Origin of the sequence: Streptomyces sp. W16, assembly GCF_033194735.1 — a bacterium.
Taxonomy (GTDB): domain Bacteria; phylum Actinomycetota; class Actinomycetes; order Streptomycetales; family Streptomycetaceae; genus Streptomyces.
This window is the reverse complement of sequence record NZ_JAWOAI010000046.1, coordinates 1-16,990: the sequence shown is the minus strand read 5'-3', so window position 1 is coordinate 16,990 and position 16,990 is coordinate 1. Positions and strand designations below refer to the sequence as shown.

The following is a 16,990-nucleotide window of genomic DNA, read 5'->3' as shown; positions in this document are numbered from 1 at the left end:
CGACCTTCCCGCGTGGTGGGGACGGCCGCAACGCGTACGGGGTTGCTCAGTCCGAGTGCTCCGCCAGCCGGTCGAGAAACGTGGCCTGCGCCTTGACGACGATCTCCCGCGCCCGGTCGAGGCTCAGCCACTCCACCCGGTCCAGCTCCGGGAACTCCTGGACCTGCCCGGACTTCGGCGGCCACTCCATCCGGAAGGTGCCGGGCACCACGGTCGCCGGGTCGAGGTCGGCCTCGATCGCCCACGCGGTGACGATCTTCCCGTTGGTCTGCCGCACCTCGCCCAGCTCGATCGCCTCGCCCTCGGGCGGCGCGAGTCCCAGCTCCTCCTGGAACTCCCGCCGGGCCGCGTCCCAGGCGGTCTCGTCGGGCTCGTACTCACCCTTGGGCACACTCCACGCCCCCGCGTCCCGTCGCGCGAAGAACGGGCCGCCCATATGCCCGAGCAACACCTCCAGACCGTGATCGGTGTGCCGGAACAACAGCAGCCCGGCGCTCCGCTTCCCCATCCCGCTCACCGCTTCACCTCCGGATGCGCGGCCAGCAGTGTCTCCACGGTGTCGGCCTCCTCCGGCCGTTTGTCCTCGCGGTAGCGCACGACCCGGGCGAAGCGGAGCGTGACACCGGCCGGATAGCGGGTCGACTTCTGCAGGCCGTCGTACGCGATTTCTACGACCAGTTCGGGCCGTACGGTCACCACGTGGCCGTCGCTCTCCACGGCAAGCTCCTGGAGGCGCTCGGTCTGCCAGGCCAGCACGGCGTCGGTCATGCCCTTGAAGGTCTTGCCGAGCATCGCGAAGGAGCCGTCGGGGTTGCGGGCGCCGAGGTGGAGGTTGGAGAGCTTGCCGGTACGGCGGCCGTGGCCCCACTCGGCGGCCAGCACGACCAGGTCGAGGGTGTGGACGGGTTTCACCTTCAGCCAGGAGGCGCCTCGGCGGCCCGCGCTGTAGGGGGCGTTGAGGCCTTTGACCACGACTCCCTCGTGGCCGCGTCGCAAGGTCTCGGCGAGGAAGGCCTCGGCGGCCGGGACGTCGTCGGGGCCGGAGACGAGCGTGCGCCGTACGCGCATCGGCTCCGGCACCAACTGGGCCAGTTCCGCGTGCCGTTCGGCGAACGGCAGGTCGAGCAGGTCGCGGCCGTCGACGGACAGCGCGTCGAAGAACACGGGGGAGACGGGAACCGTCTCGGCGGCCGTGGCCACGTCCACCCGGGAGCCGACCCGGCCCGCCGTCTCCTGGAAGGAACGGGGTCGCCCGTCCTCGTCGAAGGAGATGACCTCGCCGTCCAGGATGAACCGCTCGCCTCTCAACTCCAGTGCCGCGGCGGTGAGTTCGGGCAGACGGTCGGTGATGTCGTCGAGGGTGCGGGTGTAGAGCCGTACGACCTCGCCGTCGCGGTGGACCTGGACGCGGATGCCGTCGAGCTTCTCCTCGACCGCGCAGCCGCCCAGCTTCTCGACCGCTTCGGCGACCGAGGAGGCGGTGTGCGCGAGCATCGGCAGGACCGGGCGGCCCACGGTCAGTTGGAAGCGGTCGAGGGAGGTGGGGCCGTCCGTGAGCAGGGCCTCGGCCACCGTCTGGAGCGAACCGGCCAGCATCACGGCGCGTCGAACATCCGTCGCGGGCGCGCCTGTTGCCTCGGCCAGGCCCTCCACGGCGACCGCGTCCAGCGCGCCCTGGCGGACCTCGCCGGTGATCAGACCGAACAGGAAGCGCTGCTCGTCGGCGGTGGCCGCACCCATCAACTCGCCCACCAGACGCGCCCGTTCGGCCTGCGAGCCGGCGCCCGACACCTTGCCGAGAGCGGTGAGACGGGCGTCCACCTCGCGCACGGTCAGGGTGGGTTCCGGGGCCGGGGCGACCGGCCGGCTCAGCACCTTCCAGCCGATGCCGAGCCGGCCCTGTGGCAGGCGGCCCGCGAGATACGGGATGACGATCGGGACGTCGTCGGCCTCCGCGTCCCGGAAGAGCTCCGCGAGCAGGGCGGTCTTCCGGGACCGCGCCGAGGTGGCGGCGACCTCCTGGGACACATGCGCGAGCCGGGTCAGCAGCATGCAGCCATCGTGCAACGGAGGCGGCCGGTCTACACCCGGACGGTGGCGTCGAGGTCGGACATGAGCAGTTCCCCGTTGATGGTGGCGCCCGCGCGATAGCCGGCGGAGGCCGCGTTCACGACCTGCTCCGCGAAGCCCGTCGCGTTGCCGACCGCCCACACCCCGGGCACGGTCGTCAGGCCCGTCGGGTCGACCACGGGGTACGCGCCGAACGGGGTCTCCTGCAGCTCCGCGCCCAGCTTTTCCAGCAGCCCCGTCTGCGGGATCGCGCGGGGTGCGACGAACAGGGCCTGGCGGGGGTGCGCGCTGCCGTCCGTGAGGCGGACGCCGGTGAGCCGGTCGTCCTCGACGGTCAGTTCCGCGACCTCGCCGGGGACCACGGCGACCCCGGCGGCGGCCAGCCTGCGCAGGTCGTCGTCCGTCAGCTCGGACTCGGCGACGGTGTGCAGGAACAGGGTCACGTCCTTGGACCACTGCGAGACCATCAGCGCCTGGTGCACGCCCATCGGTGTCGTCGCGAGCACGCCGAAGGCCTGGTCACGGACCTCCCAGCCGTGGCAGTACGGGCAGTGGATCACATCACGGCCGAAGCGCTCGGCGACTCCGGGGACGGCCGGCAGCTCGTCCTTGAGACCGGTCGCGATCACGAGCCGCCGCGCGTGCACTGTCTCCCCGCCGGCCGGCGTGACCGCGAAGCCGCTGGTGACGTCGACCACCCGGTCCCGGACCAGCTCGACGCCGTAGCGCGCGATCTCCTCGCGGCCCCGGGCCAGGAACTCGGCGGGTGACATGCCGTCCCGGGTCAGATAGCCCTGCATGTGCGCGGCGGGCGCGTTGCGCGGCTCGCCCGCGTCGACGACCAGCGTGCGGCGCCGGGACCTGCCCAGGACCAGCGCGGCGGAGAGACCGGCCGCGCCGCCGCCGATGACGACCACTTCGTAGGTCCCGGTAGGTGTCCCGGTGTGTGTCTCGGTCATGGTGACCACCTCCACCCCCGAAGGTCGCCCCGTCCCTGCCGTATTGACAAACGCGTTTGCCGAAACTGCAATATCGGTCATGAGCGACGACACGGACGAGGTCCTGGCGGAGGTCGGCCCGCGGCTGCGGCGGATCCGGAAGGAGCGGGGCGCGACCCTCGCCGGGCTCTCGGAGACGACCGGTATCTCGGTGAGCACGCTGTCCCGGCTGGAGTCCGGGCTGCGCAGACCCAGCCTGGAGCTGCTGCTGCCGATCGCCCGGGCCCACCAGGTGCCGTTGGACGAACTCGTGGGGACACCGCCGGTGAGGGATCCCCGGGTGCGGGCCGAGCCGATCCAGCGGCACGGGCGCACCTACTGGCCGCTGACCCGTCAGCCGGGCGGGCTCCAGGCCTTCAAGGTGCTGGTGCCCCAGCGGCAGGAGGAACCCGACCCGCGGACGCACGAGGGCTACGAGTGGCTGTACGTGATGTCCGGACGGCTGCGCCTCGTGCTCGCGGAGCACGACGTGGTGCTGGAGACGGGGGAGGCCGTGGAGTTCGACACTCGGGTGCCGCACTGGTTCGGGTCCACGGGGGAGGGGCCCGCGGAGTTCCTCAGCCTGTTCGGGCCGCAGGGGGAGCGGATGCATGTACGGGCAAGGCCGAAGAGGGGCCAGTAAAAACGTCGCCCACTGGAGCGCCCCTTTTGGGGGCGCGGGGAACTGCGCGACCCCCACCGGCCCGCGGTCAAAGAACTGCACGCACCCCCGGACCGTGACGAACCCGACGGTTCCAGATCTGCAAGCAACCGCTTAGTATGCGACCAAGCCCGGTAAGACAGAGCAGTCCGTGGAGGCCCCGCATGCAGGCATGGCAAGTGCACCAGAACGGCGAGCCGAGTGAGGCGATGCGCCTGGAGGAGGTGCAGCAGCCGACACCCGGTGCGGGCCAGATCCTGCTCAAGGTACGCGCCGCGAACATCAACTTCCCGGACGTACTGATGTGCCGGGGCCACTACCAGGTAAGGCCCCCACTCCCGTTCACTCCCGGCGTGGAGATCTGCGGCGAGACCGAGGACGGCCGCCGCGTGATCGCCAACCCCGCGCTGCCGTACGGCGGTTTCGCCGAGTACGCCGTCGCGGACGCCGCCGGACTGCTCCCCGCCCCCGAGTCGCTGGACGACGCGGAGACGGCCGCGCTGCACATCGGTTACCAGACGGGCTGGTTCGGCCTCCACCGGCGCGCCCACCTGGAAGCCGGCGAGACTCTGCTCGTGCACGCCGCGGCCGGCGGGGTCGGCAGCGCCGCCGTACAGCTCGGCAAGGCCGCCGGAGCCACCGTCATCGGTGTCGTCGGCGGCGCCGACAAGGCGGTCGTGGCAAGGGAGTTGGGCTGCGACGCGGTGATCGACCGGCGGGCCGAGGACGTCGTCGCGGCCGTCAAGGAGGCCACCGGCGGACGCGGCGCCGACGTGGTCTACGACCCGGTAGGCGGCGACGCCTACACCCAGTCCACGAAGGTCGTCGCCTTCGAGGGCCGGATCGTGGTCGTGGGCTTCGCGAGCGGCACCATCCCGAGCCCGTCGCTCAACCACGCCCTGGTGAAGAACTACTCGATCCTGGGCCTGCATTGGGGCCTGTACGCCACCAAGAACCCGAAGCTGATCCTCCACTGCCACGAGCAGCTCACCGACCTGGCCGCCCGGGGTGTCATCAAGCCCCTGGTGAGCGAGCGCGTGCCACTGAGCGGCGCCGCAGCCGCCGTGCAGCGGGTCGCCGACGGTGTCACGACCGGCCGGGTCACCGTCCTGCCGTCGCTAAAGGACACTTCGTCGGAGAACGGAGCCGCCGCATGACCATCGACGCAGCTGAACTCAGGCGTCTCACGGACGAGTTGCTGGCCGCGCACCCACCCCTGGAGACCGACCGCCTCGACTTCCTGAAAGCCCGCTTCGACGCGGGACTCGCCTGGATCCACTACCCCGAAGGCCTGGGCGGCCTCGGTGCCCCGCGCGCTCTCCAGGCCGTCGTGGACGCCGAGTTGGCGGCTGCGGGCGCCCCCGACAACGACCCGCGCCGGATCGGCATCGGCCTCGGCATGGCCGCTCCGACGATCCTGAAGTACGGCACGGAGGAGCAGAAGCAGCAGTTCCTACGGCCCCTCTGGGTCGGCGAGGAAGTCTGGTGCCAGCTCTTCAGCGAGCCGGGCGCCGGGTCCGACCTGGCCGCGCTCGGCACGCGTGCCGTCCGCGAGGGCGACGACTGGATCGTCAACGGGCAGAAGGTGTGGACGTCCAGCGCCCACCTCGCCCGCTGGGCCATCCTCATCGCGCGCACCGACCCGGACGTGCCCAAGCATGCGGGCATCACCTACTTCGTCTGCGACATGACCGACCCCGGCGTCGACGTCCGGCCGCTGCGCCAGATCACCGGCGAGGCCGAGTTCAACGAGGTCTTCCTCACCGACGTCCGCATCCCCGACGCCCACCGCCTCGGCGAGGTCGGCGACGGCTGGCGGGTCGCGCAGACCACGCTGATGAACGAGCGCGTCTCCATCGGCGGCATGCGCATCCCCCGCGAGGGCGGCATGATCGGCCCGATCAGCCAAACCTGGCGCGACCGCCCGGAGTTGCGCACCCACGACCTCCACCAGCGCCTCCTCAAGCTCTGGGTCGAGGCCGAGGTCGCCCGGCTCTCCGGCGAGCGGCTGCGCCAGCAGCTCGTCGCGGGCCAGCCCGGCCACGAAGGCGCCGGCATGAAGCTCTCCTTCGCCCGCCTCAACCAGGAGATCAGCGGCCTGGAGGTCGAACTCCGGGGCGAGGAAGGCCTGTTGTACGACGACTGGACCATGCGCCGCCCGGAACTCGTGGACTTCACCGGCCGCGACGCCGGCTACCGCTACCTCCGCTCCAAGGGCAACAGCATCGAGGGCGGGACCAGCGAGGTCCTGCTGAACATCGTCGCCGAACGCGTCCTGGGCCTGCCGGCCGAGCCGCGCACCGACAAGGACGTCGCCTGGAAGGACCTGGCCCGATGACAGATCTTCTCTACTCGGAGGAGGAAGAGGCGCTGCGCGCCGTCGTCCGGGACCTGCTCACCGACCACTGCGACGCGGCGAGCGTCATCGCGCGCACCGAGTCGGACTCCCCGCACGACCTTTCCCTCTGGAAGTCCCTCGCCGACGGCATGGGCCTCGCGGGCCTCCTGGTGCCCGAGGCGCAGGGCGGCCAGGGCGCCACACACCGCGAAGTCGCCGTCGTCCTGGAGGAGTTGGGCCGCGCGGTCGCCCCCGTCCCGTACCTCACGAGCGCGGTCGTCGCCACCGAGGCACTGCTCGCGTCCGATGCCGAGGATCTCCTCGCGGAGCTGGCCTCCGGGCGGAGGATCGGCGTTCTAGCCATCTCCCTGAGCGTCGCTCCCGGCGGCGTCTACAAGGCGGTACGGCACGAAAACGGTTCCCTGTACGGGGAGTTGACCGGGATCGCGGACGCTGCCGCCGCCGATCTGCTGCTGGTGCCGGGCGAGGACGGTGGGCTGTACGCCGTCGAGGCGGGCGCCGTGACCGTCGTACCGCAGGTGTCCCTGGACCTGACCCGGCCGCTGGCACGCGTGGTGTTCGACGGGGCCGCGGGGCGCCGGATCGGTGACGCCGAGCCCGCCGTACGACGCGCGCTGCGGGCCGGGGCCGGGCTGCTCGCGTCCGAGCAACTCGGGCTCGCCGACTGGACGTTGACCGAGACGGTCCGGTACCTGAAGGAGCGCAAGCAGTTCAACCGGCCCGTCGGCGGGTTCCAGGCGCTCAAGCACCGGCTCGCGCAGCTGTGGCTGGAGGTCGTCAGCCTGCGGGCCGCCGCACGGAACGCGGCCGACGCCCTCACGACGGGCGAGGACACCGACGTGGCGGTCGCCGTCGCGCAGGCCTACGCGGCGTCCGTCGCCGTCCGCGCCGCCGAGGAGGCCGTGCAGTTGCACGGCGGCATCGGCATGACGTGGGAGCACCCCGCCCACCTCTACCTGAAGCGGGCCAAGGCCGACTCCATCGCCTACGGCACGGCGGGCGCCCATCGCGAGGCACTGGCGGAACTGGTCGATCTGCGAGCTCCCTGACCGCCGGTCGACCATCCGGTGAAGCCCGTCCCACCTGGGGCGGGCTTTTCCGTGCGCTCCCGCCGAAGGAGTGAACAAGCGTGGGCGGTCCGGCCAACTCCTGGCATGTACAGGTTCGTTGGGGGTCGGACAGCCCCATACTCCCTGTGGTTCGAACCCGCCCCACAGGGAGGAACACCATGGCCCTCATCACCCGTCGCAGAGCCCTCACCGCGTTCGGCGCCACCCTCGCGGTCGTGCTCGCCCCGCCCGCTGGCAGTGCGTTCGCCGCCGAACAAGGGCACCGCCCGCGCCCGTTGTGGCGCGCCCATGCCCACAACGACTACGAGCACCCCCGGCCCCTCTTCGACGCCCTCGACCACCGTTTCGGCAGTGTCGAGGCCGACATCTTCCTCGTCGGCGACCAACTCCTCATCGGGCACGACGCCTCCGAACTCGACCCGAGCCGCACCCTCGAATCTCTCTACCTCGACCCGCTCTCCGCCCTCGTGAAGGCCAACCACGGCTCCGTGTACCGGGGTTGGCGCACACCGCTCCAGCTCCTGATCGACATCAAGACCGAGGGCTCCTCGACGTACCTCGAACTCGACCGCCATCTCCAGCGCTACAAGCACCTGTTCACCACCTACGCCCACGGACGCGTCCACCCGGGAGCGGTCACCAACGTCATCTCCGGCGACCGCGCGGCCCGCATCCCCATGGAGGCGCAGACCGTGCGCCGCGCCTTCTACGACGGCCGGCTCACCGACCTCGGCAGTTCGGCGCCCGCCTCCTTCATCTCGCTCATCAGCGACAACTGGCAGACCAACTTCACCTGGCTCGGCGACGGCGCCTTCCCCGACGCCGAGCGGCAGAAGCTGCGCGCCATCGTGCGGCAGGCGCACGCGGCCGGGCAGACCGTGCGGTTCTGGAACACCCCGGACCTGGCGGGCCCCGCCCGTGACGCGCTGTGGGAGGAGTTGTTCGCCGCCGGTGTGGACTTCCTCAACACCGACGACCTCGCCGGCCTGGAAGCCTTCCTGGACGCCCACCGCACGGCGTGACACCACATGTGGTCACGTGACATGTGGTCACCGGACATGGGGTGACACCACACGTTCGGGGGACACGTCGGTAGCCCGGATGAACCCTCCGCTACGCCACACTTGCGGCCGAACGCCGTGAAACAGACATGGCGGCGTGGCGGAGGAGGGTGACGATGGCCATTTCCATCTCTGTGGTGCTGCTGCTCCTGATCCTTGCGGTGATCTTCATGCGCAGCGGCGGGCTGAAGCTCTCCCATGCGCTGGTCTGCGCACTGCTCGGTTTCTTCATGGCGAGTACCAGCATGGCGCCCACGATCCACAGTGGTCTCACGGCCACCGCGGATCTGGTGAGCGGACTGCATCCATGAGGTCAGCGGGTTGAGAAGACCCCGACACCGTTCGGTACGGGCCGCTCGGCGCCACCGCTGGGGTGGTTCCGTACCGTGACGGCGCTCGCGCCGGGTGCGCGGGCGACCAGGGTCGTCGAACCGCCGCCGTCCAGACTGAAGGCGTCGACCGAGCCCAACCTCCGCATCTCGGCGGCGACTTCGGCGATCGTCAGACCGTTGCGGTACGCGACCGCGCCGTCCGTCGCGAACAGCAGCAGACGGTGGCCGTGGTTCGCGATCCCGACGGCCGTGCGCACGGCCGAGGCCGTGCCGTCGAGGCCGGACAGCGGCTGCCCGCCCCGCAGCACCGGGTAGCCGCCCAGGGCGAAGCGGTACGGAATCCCGGACCTCGACGCCACCAGACGGTGCAGCACCTGCACCCGCTCGCCGATGGACAACTTCCGCAGCTGCTGCGCACCCGCCTCACGGCCGACGAGGACGGTGGTGCCCGCGGCGATGGCACCACTGCCGGGAGTCTTGGACGCCGACACGACTCGCGCGTGGCGAATGGTGACTTCGTAGGTGTCCGTGCTGCAGGCCGCGGCCCGGTTGGTGTCCGTGCCACATGTGGCACGCGCCCGGGAGACACTGCCCCATTGTGTGGTGAACGCACCGATGGAGTTCACCGGCAGAGCGTACTGATTGAACCCGCCGAGCGGCATCCGGCCGTGTGGGGTACCGACCGTGCCCTTGAGGGTGAGGCTGTCCAGCCGGGCCACGCGGTCGACACCCACGCCGAGCACGTTCCGCGTGTTCGTGCCGGGCGGCAGCGCGGGTCCGAATCGCTGGCCGTCCGGTACCGCCCCCTTGAGCGCGACACCGCTCGCGATGGCCGGTCCGTCGGTGGAACCGGTGGCCTCGACGCCCGGGTGCTGGGTCTCGGTGATGTTGAAGAAGTCACCGTTGACGCCCGCGACGGCACCCGCCGAGTCGGCCAGCTCGGAGACGGGCTCCCGGGCCGCCACCGCGCCCGGGTACAGCAGATTGACGCGCACATGGGAGTTGCGCAGGTCCACCACGACCACATGGGCGTGGGTCACACCCCTGGCCGTCGTGAGGTCGAACTGCCGGTAGGTGACACCCGGCGCGAGCCGCGTGGTGCCCGGCACGGCGCCGGCCGGTGCCGCCCCCACCAGGGCCGCACCGGCCAGCGCACCGAACGCCGTGAGAAACGCGAGTGCCGATCTGCCTGTTCTCAAGCGCTCAGCTCTGAAAACTTCTGCTCTGGAACGCTTCTGACGGTGCGTCACAGTGCCCCCTGATGTCTCGTCAACTCATCCAGGACTCAGGGGAAGTGCATCAGAAGACGATGACCGGCGGGGCTCCTAGGCGCCGACTACACGGGAACGGGTGAGAAAACGCACCCCCTCGGGTGCTTCCAGCGAGAAACCGCTGCCCCGACCCGCTACGACGTCCACGATCAGGCGCGTGTGGCTCCACACCTCGTACTGGCTGCGCGAGATCCAGAACGTCACGGGTTCCGGCACGCCCTCGACCGCCAGTTCGGCGAGCAGCACGTCCGAGCCGCCCGTACGGAACTCGCCCTCCGGGTAGCACATGGGCGCACTGCCGTCGCAGCAGCCGCCGGACTGATGGAACATCAACGGGCCGTGCTGTGCGTGCAGTTGGCGCAGCAGGTCCTCCGCGGCGGGGGTGAGTTCGACGCGCGGGGTGTTGTCGTCCATGTCTGCCGTCCCCAGTAGCCGGATGCGATGCTCCATCGCAGCACACGCGAGGTTGCGAGAAGGTTGCGGGCTCATCCGGCCCGGAGCGCGGTCACCGCGCGTCGCGGAGCTGAAGAAGGTAGGCGGCAGTCAGCGCAACAGCGCGGTCGTCGTCGTGCGAGAGCTCGACCAGGGCATGTGAGGCCGTCGTCCCCGGAATGTCCGCCAGTGCCTGGGTCAGCCGACCGCGCGCAGGTGCCTCGGTGGTGTCGTCGGCAAGGCGGTCGACGAGCCTGGTCGCGATCTGGTCCGCCGTTGCGGTGTCGCCCGCCAGCACGCTCAGCGCATCGGCCGCGTCGGTGTCGTTCCTTCCCTCCACGATCATGTCGATGAGCGCCGGGACCGCGTCGGCCACACCACCTGTACCGAGCGCCAAAGCCGCATACCCGCGGACCACGGCGTCGGGGTTCGCAAGGGCGTCCCGCAGCAGTGCGGCAGCTTCATCGCCGGGCAGCTCGACGAGGGCTTGAACGGCACGTTCCCGCACCGCGGCCACTGGTGAGCCGAGGCCTTCCGCCAGCAGCGCCTGGGCGCCGTCGGCCGATCGCGCAAGCGCCCATCGCAGGGCTCCCGCGACGTTCGGCTCCGTCTCGCTGAGTGCCGCCTCGACCAGAGCCTCCACCGGCACCTCGTCGCCCGAGGAGAGGACCGCGCGCTGACGCGCGTCGGCGCTCTTCGACCCCAGTGCCTGGAGGAGCGCGACGGTCTGGAGCACGTTCTCCCAGCCGACGGGGTCCGCGGCGTGGATCCGGCTGAGCTGCGTGAGCAGCTCGGTCTCGGCCGCGATGCGGTCGCGCGTCCGACGGATGAGGTCGCCGACGAGCGCCGAGGGCGTGAAACCGGGATCGTCGAGCGCGCGCCCGATCTCACGCAGCGACAGGCCCAGCGAACGCAGGCTCTCGATGTGGAAGATCCGCCGGATGTCCTCCGCGGAGTACTCCCGATAACCGGATCCCGTACGACCCGCGGGCCGCACCAGGCCGAGGGATTCGTAGTGCCGGAGCATGCGGGCACTGACCCCGGACCGTCTCGACACCTCACCGATCAGCACGGTTCTCATCGTCCGTCCTGGGGGCCCCGGTGAGGGCGACGACGCGCTTGGCCTCCTCGATCGCCGACCCGAATCCGGCGTCCGGGTCGTGCAGCAGACTCTGTGTGGCGAGCGCGTGCGCACGCACATGCGGGTCGGAGACCGTCGTCGCAGCATGCAGAGCCGGCCCGATCACCTCACCCAGCGCGACCAGCGCCTGGCTCAGACTCAGTTGTGTCTCCCGCTCACCGCGCCCGAGTTGCGTTGCCAGCACCGTGGCCAAGGCGGACTCCTCGCCTTCCGGCACGAGCACGACCGCGGCCCGCCAGGCGCTCCTCGCCACCTCGTCGTCGGCGTCTGACAACAGTGCCGGTGTGATCGCCGGCCATGCCTGCCGGTCCCCGATCTTGGACAGCGTGTGCAGCGCCTGGCTGCGTGCCTGCGCACGCTCCGAACGGAGTTCGCCGAACAGTTCGGGGAGCGTCAGGGACTTCGGGTGGCGGGTGAGCGCCCAGGTCAGCATGTCCCGGACGAAGAACTCGGGCTCGATCGCGCATCGCTCGACGAGCTTGTCGACGAAGCGCGGGTCAGGCGCCGTCCCGACCGCCAGAGCTGCCCGCAGCCGCACGGACGAACTCCTGTCCTCCAGCCCCTGGAGCGCTCGTATCGCATCCGTGTCCTGTCTCGTCATGGTCATCGGGACCACCTCCATGGGAAGCAGTGAAAACCTTGTCACCGTGTCAAGGTCAAACGGCCTCCTTCTCGCCGTTCGGGTCACGGGTGGCTCATCGGTCGGTGGACAGGGCGAGGAGGTCGGCGAACAGGCCGCCTCCGGCGGCGAGTTGGTCGTAGGTGCCCTGTTCGGCGATCCGGCCCTGATCCATGACGAGGATCCGGTCGGCGATCTTGGTGTTGACGAGCTGGTGGGTCACCACGATCGTGATGCAGTCGCCGGACAGCGCCTTGATCTTCCGGAGGATGGTGTGCTCGCCGCGGGCGTCCATCTCCGAGGTCGGTTCGTCCAGGATCAGCAGTCCCGCCCTGCGGTACAGGGCTCGCGCGCAGGCCAGCCGCTGCCACTGCCCGCCGGAGAACTCGCTGCCGCCCCACACGTCCCGGGCCAGCAGCGTCAGCAGTCCGGCCGGGAGCTGGTGGACGGCGTCTCTCAGGCCGACCGCGTCGATCGCCTCCCACACCAGGGCGTCGCCGTCCTCGCGCGGCTGGCCGAGGGTGACGTTGTCCCGTACCGACAGCGGCCACTGCGCGAAGGACTGAGGCACCAGCCCGGACCGCACCCACAGGCTGTCGGGGTCGAGGCGGGTGATGTCCTGGCCGTTCCAGGAGACCGTGCCCTTGTCGGCCAGGAAGATACCGGCGAGCAGCCGGACCAGGGTGGACTTCCCCGACCCGTTCTCACCCACCAGCGCGAGGATCTCCCCCTGGCGCACCGTCAGCGACACCCCGGCGACGGCCGGGGCCTCCTTGCCCGGATACCGGTAGACGGCCTCCTCCACCCGGATCTCCGAGACCGGCCCGGTGACCGTCAACTCACCTCGATCGGGGGCGTGTTGGCCGGCGTAGTCGAGGAAGGAGTCCATGTCGGCGAGGTAGAGCGAGGTGTGGAACATGGCCGCGCCGTAGATGACGACCTGGGAGAGCGCGGCGAGGGTGGTCTGCACGGCGACGACCGCGGTCCCGGCGATCGCCGGCTCGATCCTCCCCGTGCTCACCAGCCAGGCGAGCGCCGCCCAGGTCGCGACGAGGAAGATCCCGCCGATCGCCGAGCTGGACAGCACGATCCTCAGCATCCGGGGAGCGGCGGTCAGTGTGCGGGCGTCGATCCGTTCGGAGATCGTCCGGTACCAGAAGTCGAGATAGCCGGTCATGGTGTTGGCGCGGATCTCGTCGGTGAACTTCGCGCTGGTCGCCCAACCCCGCAGGTTCTGGCGGACGTTGCGGTCGCCGACGTTCGCGTAGTGCGTCTCGTAGGTGACCCGGGCGTGCAGCACCGCGCCGACGCCGGCGGGGATCACGGCGAGCAGCAGCAGAGGCAGCAGCAGCGGGTGCAGGACCGTCAGCACCCCGCTCGCGGCGACCATCCGGATGACGGCGGCGGTGAGGCGGGTGGCGTCCTGGACCATGACGTGGCTGCGGACCACGCCCATCTCCGCGGCCTCCTGCCGGTCAGCGCACCCGTCCTCGGCGCGCGCGGCGGCCTCGATACGGCACACCGCCGCCACCAGGGAGCTGTCCGCCTCCGTGGTCAGCACCGGGGTGATCCGCCCGTCGGCGTACGACGACAGCGCGGTCGCCGTCCGGTTGACGATCGCGGCCACTGTGATGACGAGGAGGGCGGGCAGGGCCTGGTGGAGGCGGTCGGGCACCGGGCCGGTGCCGAAGACCGCCCGCATCGCGTGCGCGGTGGCCGTCAGCTGGACCGCGGCGACGGCGGCAGCATGTACACCTTCCAGGCACTGTGGACGGCGGCCCGCTACGGCCTCCCCACGAAGTTCGTCATCTGCAACAACGGCCGCTACAAGCTCCTTGAGAACAACATCGAGGAGTACTGGCGGGACCAGCACATCCCCGCCCACGAACAGCCCGAGATCTTCGACCTGAGCAGCCCGGCCGTCGACTTCGTCTCCCTCGCCGGCTCGCTCGGCGTGGCCGCCGTAAGGGTCGAGAAGCCCGGGCAGGCGGAGGAGGCGGTCGCGCAGGCGCTCGCGCACCGCGGGCCGTTCCTCATCGACCTGGTCACCGCGAAGGGGAAGGGGTAGCCGCCGTGCGACTGTCCGGTCACAAGATCGCCGTCCTGATGGAGAGCGACTTCTACGAGCCCGAGATCCTCTACTACCGCTACCGCTTCCCCGAGGAGGGAGCCGAGATCCACTTCCTGTCCCGCCTGTGGGGCAACGAGCAGATGACCTTCCAGGGCCATGAGCACCGCATGCCCTTCGAGGTCACCGAGTCCTTCGAGGACCTCGACGAGTTCGCGCTGAAGGAGTACTCCGCGGTGATCGTCCCCTCCGGGATGGTCGCCGACCGGCTGCGCTTCACCGAGGACCCCCAACTCCTGCCGCCCGCCTCGCAGTTCCTGCGCCGCGCGTTCGCCGACCCGGCGATCCTCAAGGGCATCATCTGCCACGGCATGTGGCTGGCGGCGCCCGTGCAGGGCCTGATGCAGGGCAGGCGCGCGGTGGTGCACAACAACCTGCTGGGCGATCTGCGCAACATGGGCGGCGAGTACGTCGACCAGGACGTCGTCATCCATGACGACCTGGTCACCGGCCGCACCGGCAACCACTGCCACCTCTTCGCACGGACCATCATCGACCTGCTCGCATCCCGGACGCCGGCCCCGACCGGGCTCCGCTGACGGGATCCGACCGGGAGGAGTCGACCATGACACCGGTGACCGGGCGCATCCCCGTCCTCGACGTCCGACCACGGGTGCGGGACGGGGAGTTGCCCGCCAAGGCCGTGACGGGGGAACACCTCGACATCACGGCCACCGTTTTCCGCGAGGGCCACGGTGCCGTCGCCGCGGACGTCGTCCTGCACGACCCCGCGGGGCGCCCCGCCCACCGGGTCCCGATGACCCTCGTCGACGAGGACGCCGACCGCTGGCAGGCGACCGTCGTCCCCGACAGCGAGGGCCTGTGGACCTTTCGGGTCGAGGCCTGGGCCGACCCGCTGGAGAGCTGGCGGCACGACGCCACCCTGAAGATCGCGGCGGGCGTCGACACCGAACTCACCCTGACCGAGGGCGCGTTGCTGCACGAACGGGCGGCACTCGGCATCACCGCATCGGACCGCCGGGAGGCGGTCTCCGCGGCCGTGGCCGCGCTCCGCGACACCCTGGGCCCCACTCCGGCCCGGCTGTCCGCCGTCACCACCCCCCGGGTGACGGCAGCCCTGGGGCGCTACGCGCTGCGTGATCTCGTCACCGCCTCCCGGCCCCTGCCCCTGCGCGTCGAACGCCGGCGCGCCCTCGTCGGCTCCTGGTACGAGCTGTTCCCGCGCTCGGAGGGAGCGATGGTCCAGGCGGGCGGCCACCTCGTTGGCGGCACACTGCGGACGGCCGCCGAACGGCTGCCCGCCGTCGCCGCGATGGGCTTCGACGTCGTCTACCTCCCACCCGTCCACCCCATCGGCATCACCCACCGCAAGGGCGCGAACAACACCCTCCACGCCGGCCCCGACGACGTCGGCTCGCCCTGGGCCATCGGCTCCCGGCACGGCGGCCACGACGCCATCCACCCCGACCTCGGCACCGAGGACGACTTCCGCCACTTCGTCGCCACCGCAAGGGAGTTGGGCCTCGAAGTCGCCCTGGATTTCGCCCTCCAGTGCTCACCGAACCACCCCTGGCTCACCGAGCACCCCGAGTGGTTCCACCACCGTGCCGACGGCTCCATCGCCTACGCCGAGAACCCGCCGAAGACGTACGAGGACATCCACCAACTCGACTTCGACGGCGACCCCGAGGGCCTGTACGCCGAGGCGCTGCGGATCGTCCGGCACTGGATGGACCTCGGTGTGCGGATCTTCCGCGTCGACAACCCGCACACCAAACCGGTGCAGTTCTGGGAGTGGCTGATCGCCGAGGTCGACGCCACCGACCCCGATGTGCTGTTCCTGGCCGAGGCGTTCACCCGGCGGGCGATGGTGCACGCGCTCGCGCAGGCCGGCTTCCAGCAGTCGTACACCTACTTCACCTGGAAGAACACCAAGGCGGAGTTGACCGACTACCTGCCCGAACTTGCCCAGGGCAGCGCCCACTTCCTGCGGCCCAACCTCTTCGTGAACACCCCCGACATCCTGCACGCCTACCTCCAGCACGGCGGCAGACCCGCCTTCGAGGTGCGGGCCGTGCTCGCCGCGACCGCCGCGCCGAGTTGGGGCGTCTACGCGGGCTACGAACTGTGCGAGAACACCCCGCTGGCGGAAGGCACCGAGGACTACCTCGGCTCGGAGAAGTACCAACTGAGGCCCCGGGACTGGGCGCTGGCGGAGGCCGAGGGCCGCACCATCACCCCGCTGATCACCCTGCTCAACAGGCTCCGCCGACTCCACCCCGCCTTGCAGGAGTTGCGCAACCTGCGCCTGCAGAGCACGGACAACGACCAACTCCTCGTCTACACCAAACACCTCGAACTGCCCGACGGCTCCACCGACTTGGTGCTCGTGATCGTCAACCTCGACCCGCATCACGCCCACGAGGCCACCGTCACCTGCGACCCGGCCGTCCTCGGCCTGCCCGCCGACGGCACCCTCAAGCTGCGCGACGAACTCACCGGGGAGACCTACGCCTGGGGCGAGTCCACCTACGTACGCCTCGATCCGGCCCACCAGGTCGCCCACGTGCTCACACCCGCGGAGGGATCATGAGCGACGGCATCCTCGAACCCCTGCTGCCGGCCCTCGGACCATGGCTGGAGGGCCGCCGATGGTTCGACGCCCGCTACGGCGGAGCCCGGCTCGGCGCCAGGGCCGCCACCGTGCTCGGCACCGAACCACCCCTGCTGCTGCACGCCGTGGTCTCGGCCCACCGCGAGGACCGGTCCGTCCTCGACTACCAACTCCTGCTCGGCCTGCGCCCCCACCTCCCCGCCCGCCTCGCACCGGCCGCCATCGCCACCGTGCCCACCGGCCCCTGGCAGGGCTGGCAGGTCTACGACGCCCTCGCCGACGGCGCCCTGCTGG

At 70.8% G+C, this 16,990-nt stretch carries 18 protein-coding genes; 10 read left to right on the top strand and 8 right to left on the bottom strand.

What is annotated here, in order from left to right:
• Positions 1-46: 46 nt before the first annotated feature.
• From R6V09_RS09010 to R6V09_RS09000, 3 genes are read right to left on the bottom strand one after another with little or no spacing between them, the layout of a single operon-like run.
• Positions 47-508 (bottom strand): NUDIX domain-containing protein, encoded by a 462-nt coding sequence (locus R6V09_RS09010; protein ID WP_317880819.1) that lies wholly within the window; start codon positions 506-508, stop codon positions 47-49.
• Between the two features lie 5 nt (positions 509-513).
• Entirely contained in the window at positions 514-2,052 is a 1,539-nt protein-coding gene (locus R6V09_RS09005) for an ATP-dependent DNA ligase (protein ID WP_317880818.1), read from the bottom strand.
• 29 nt (positions 2,053-2,081) lie between these two features.
• A complete protein-coding gene (locus R6V09_RS09000) occupies positions 2,082-3,029 on the bottom strand; it encodes an NAD(P)/FAD-dependent oxidoreductase (RefSeq protein ID WP_317880817.1) in 948 nt (315 codons plus the stop codon).
• A 79-nt stretch (positions 3,030-3,108) separates the two neighbouring features.
• On the opposite strand from R6V09_RS09000, the gene R6V09_RS08995 reads away from it, so the two are divergent.
• The 6 genes from R6V09_RS08995 to R6V09_RS08970 all read left to right on the top strand — a co-directional run bounded on the left by R6V09_RS08995 (position 3,109) and on the right by R6V09_RS08970 (position 8,509).
• The gene (locus R6V09_RS08995; RefSeq protein ID WP_317880816.1) at positions 3,109-3,690 is read left to right on the top strand and encodes a helix-turn-helix domain-containing protein; all 582 of its coding nucleotides are present in this window, start codon (positions 3,109-3,111) and stop codon (positions 3,688-3,690) included.
• 182 nt (positions 3,691-3,872) lie between these two features.
• The gene (locus R6V09_RS08990) at positions 3,873-4,865 is read left to right on the top strand and encodes an NADPH:quinone oxidoreductase family protein (RefSeq protein ID WP_317880815.1); all 993 of its coding nucleotides are present in this window, start codon (positions 3,873-3,875) and stop codon (positions 4,863-4,865) included.
• The gene (locus tag R6V09_RS08985) at positions 4,862-6,046 is read left to right on the top strand and encodes an acyl-CoA dehydrogenase family protein (RefSeq protein ID WP_317880814.1); all 1,185 of its coding nucleotides are present in this window, start codon (positions 4,862-4,864) and stop codon (positions 6,044-6,046) included. Before R6V09_RS08990 ends, R6V09_RS08985 begins: the two co-directional genes overlap by 4 nt.
• Complete coding sequence (locus tag R6V09_RS08980; RefSeq protein WP_317880813.1) at positions 6,043-7,116, top strand: acyl-CoA dehydrogenase family protein; 1,074 nt, start codon at positions 6,043-6,045, stop codon at positions 7,114-7,116. The genes R6V09_RS08985 and R6V09_RS08980 overlap by 4 nt, the downstream gene beginning before the upstream one ends.
• 179 nt (positions 7,117-7,295) lie before the next feature.
• The gene (locus R6V09_RS08975) at positions 7,296-8,159 is read left to right on the top strand and encodes a phosphatidylinositol-specific phospholipase C/glycerophosphodiester phosphodiesterase family protein (RefSeq protein ID WP_317880812.1); all 864 of its coding nucleotides are present in this window, start codon (positions 7,296-7,298) and stop codon (positions 8,157-8,159) included.
• A 155-nt stretch (positions 8,160-8,314) separates the two neighbouring features.
• A complete protein-coding gene (locus R6V09_RS08970) occupies positions 8,315-8,509 on the top strand; it encodes a hypothetical protein (protein ID WP_026150825.1) in 195 nt (64 codons plus the stop codon).
• A gap of 2 nt (positions 8,510-8,511) precedes the next feature.
• Here the strand turns inward: R6V09_RS08970 and R6V09_RS08965 are convergent, their stop codons facing one another.
• From R6V09_RS08965 to R6V09_RS08945, 5 genes are all read right to left on the bottom strand, one after another.
• A complete protein-coding gene (locus R6V09_RS08965) occupies positions 8,512-9,663 on the bottom strand; it encodes a phosphodiester glycosidase family protein (protein ID WP_317880835.1) in 1,152 nt (383 codons plus the stop codon).
• 192 nt (positions 9,664-9,855) lie between these two features.
• Positions 9,856-10,215, bottom strand: coding sequence for a DUF779 domain-containing protein (locus tag R6V09_RS08960; RefSeq protein WP_019070898.1), 360 nt, complete (start codon positions 10,213-10,215; stop codon positions 9,856-9,858).
• 91 nt (positions 10,216-10,306) lie between these two features.
• The gene (locus R6V09_RS08955; protein WP_317880834.1) at positions 10,307-11,305 is read right to left on the bottom strand and encodes a MerR family transcriptional regulator; all 999 of its coding nucleotides are present in this window, start codon (positions 11,303-11,305) and stop codon (positions 10,307-10,309) included.
• A complete protein-coding gene (locus R6V09_RS08950) occupies positions 11,292-11,981 on the bottom strand; it encodes a HEAT repeat domain-containing protein (RefSeq protein WP_317880811.1) in 690 nt (229 codons plus the stop codon). The genes R6V09_RS08955 and R6V09_RS08950 overlap by 14 nt, the downstream gene beginning before the upstream one ends.
• Before the next feature lie 88 nt (positions 11,982-12,069).
• Positions 12,070-13,695: an ABC transporter ATP-binding protein gene (locus R6V09_RS08945; RefSeq protein WP_317880810.1), complete on the bottom strand. Its 1,626-nt coding sequence runs from the start codon at positions 13,693-13,695 to the stop codon at positions 12,070-12,072.
• Positions 13,696-13,698: 3 nt separating this feature from the next.
• Here R6V09_RS08945 and R6V09_RS08940 point away from each other — a divergent pair, with 3 nt between their 5' ends.
• From R6V09_RS08940 to R6V09_RS08925, 4 genes are all read left to right on the top strand, one after another.
• The gene (locus R6V09_RS08940) at positions 13,699-14,061 is read left to right on the top strand and encodes a thiamine pyrophosphate-dependent enzyme (RefSeq protein WP_317880809.1); all 363 of its coding nucleotides are present in this window, start codon (positions 13,699-13,701) and stop codon (positions 14,059-14,061) included.
• Positions 14,062-14,066: 5 nt separating this feature from the next.
• Entirely contained in the window at positions 14,067-14,660 is a 594-nt protein-coding gene (locus R6V09_RS08935) for a DJ-1/PfpI family protein (protein WP_262057135.1), read from the top strand.
• A gap of 26 nt (positions 14,661-14,686) precedes the next feature.
• The gene (locus R6V09_RS08930; protein ID WP_317880808.1) at positions 14,687-16,675 is read left to right on the top strand and encodes an alpha-1,4-glucan--maltose-1-phosphate maltosyltransferase; all 1,989 of its coding nucleotides are present in this window, start codon (positions 14,687-14,689) and stop codon (positions 16,673-16,675) included.
• The coding region (locus R6V09_RS08925) for a maltokinase N-terminal cap-like domain-containing protein (protein WP_442810001.1) at positions 16,672-16,990 on the top strand (319 nt) is incomplete at its 3' end. The genes R6V09_RS08930 and R6V09_RS08925, both read left to right, overlap by 4 nt.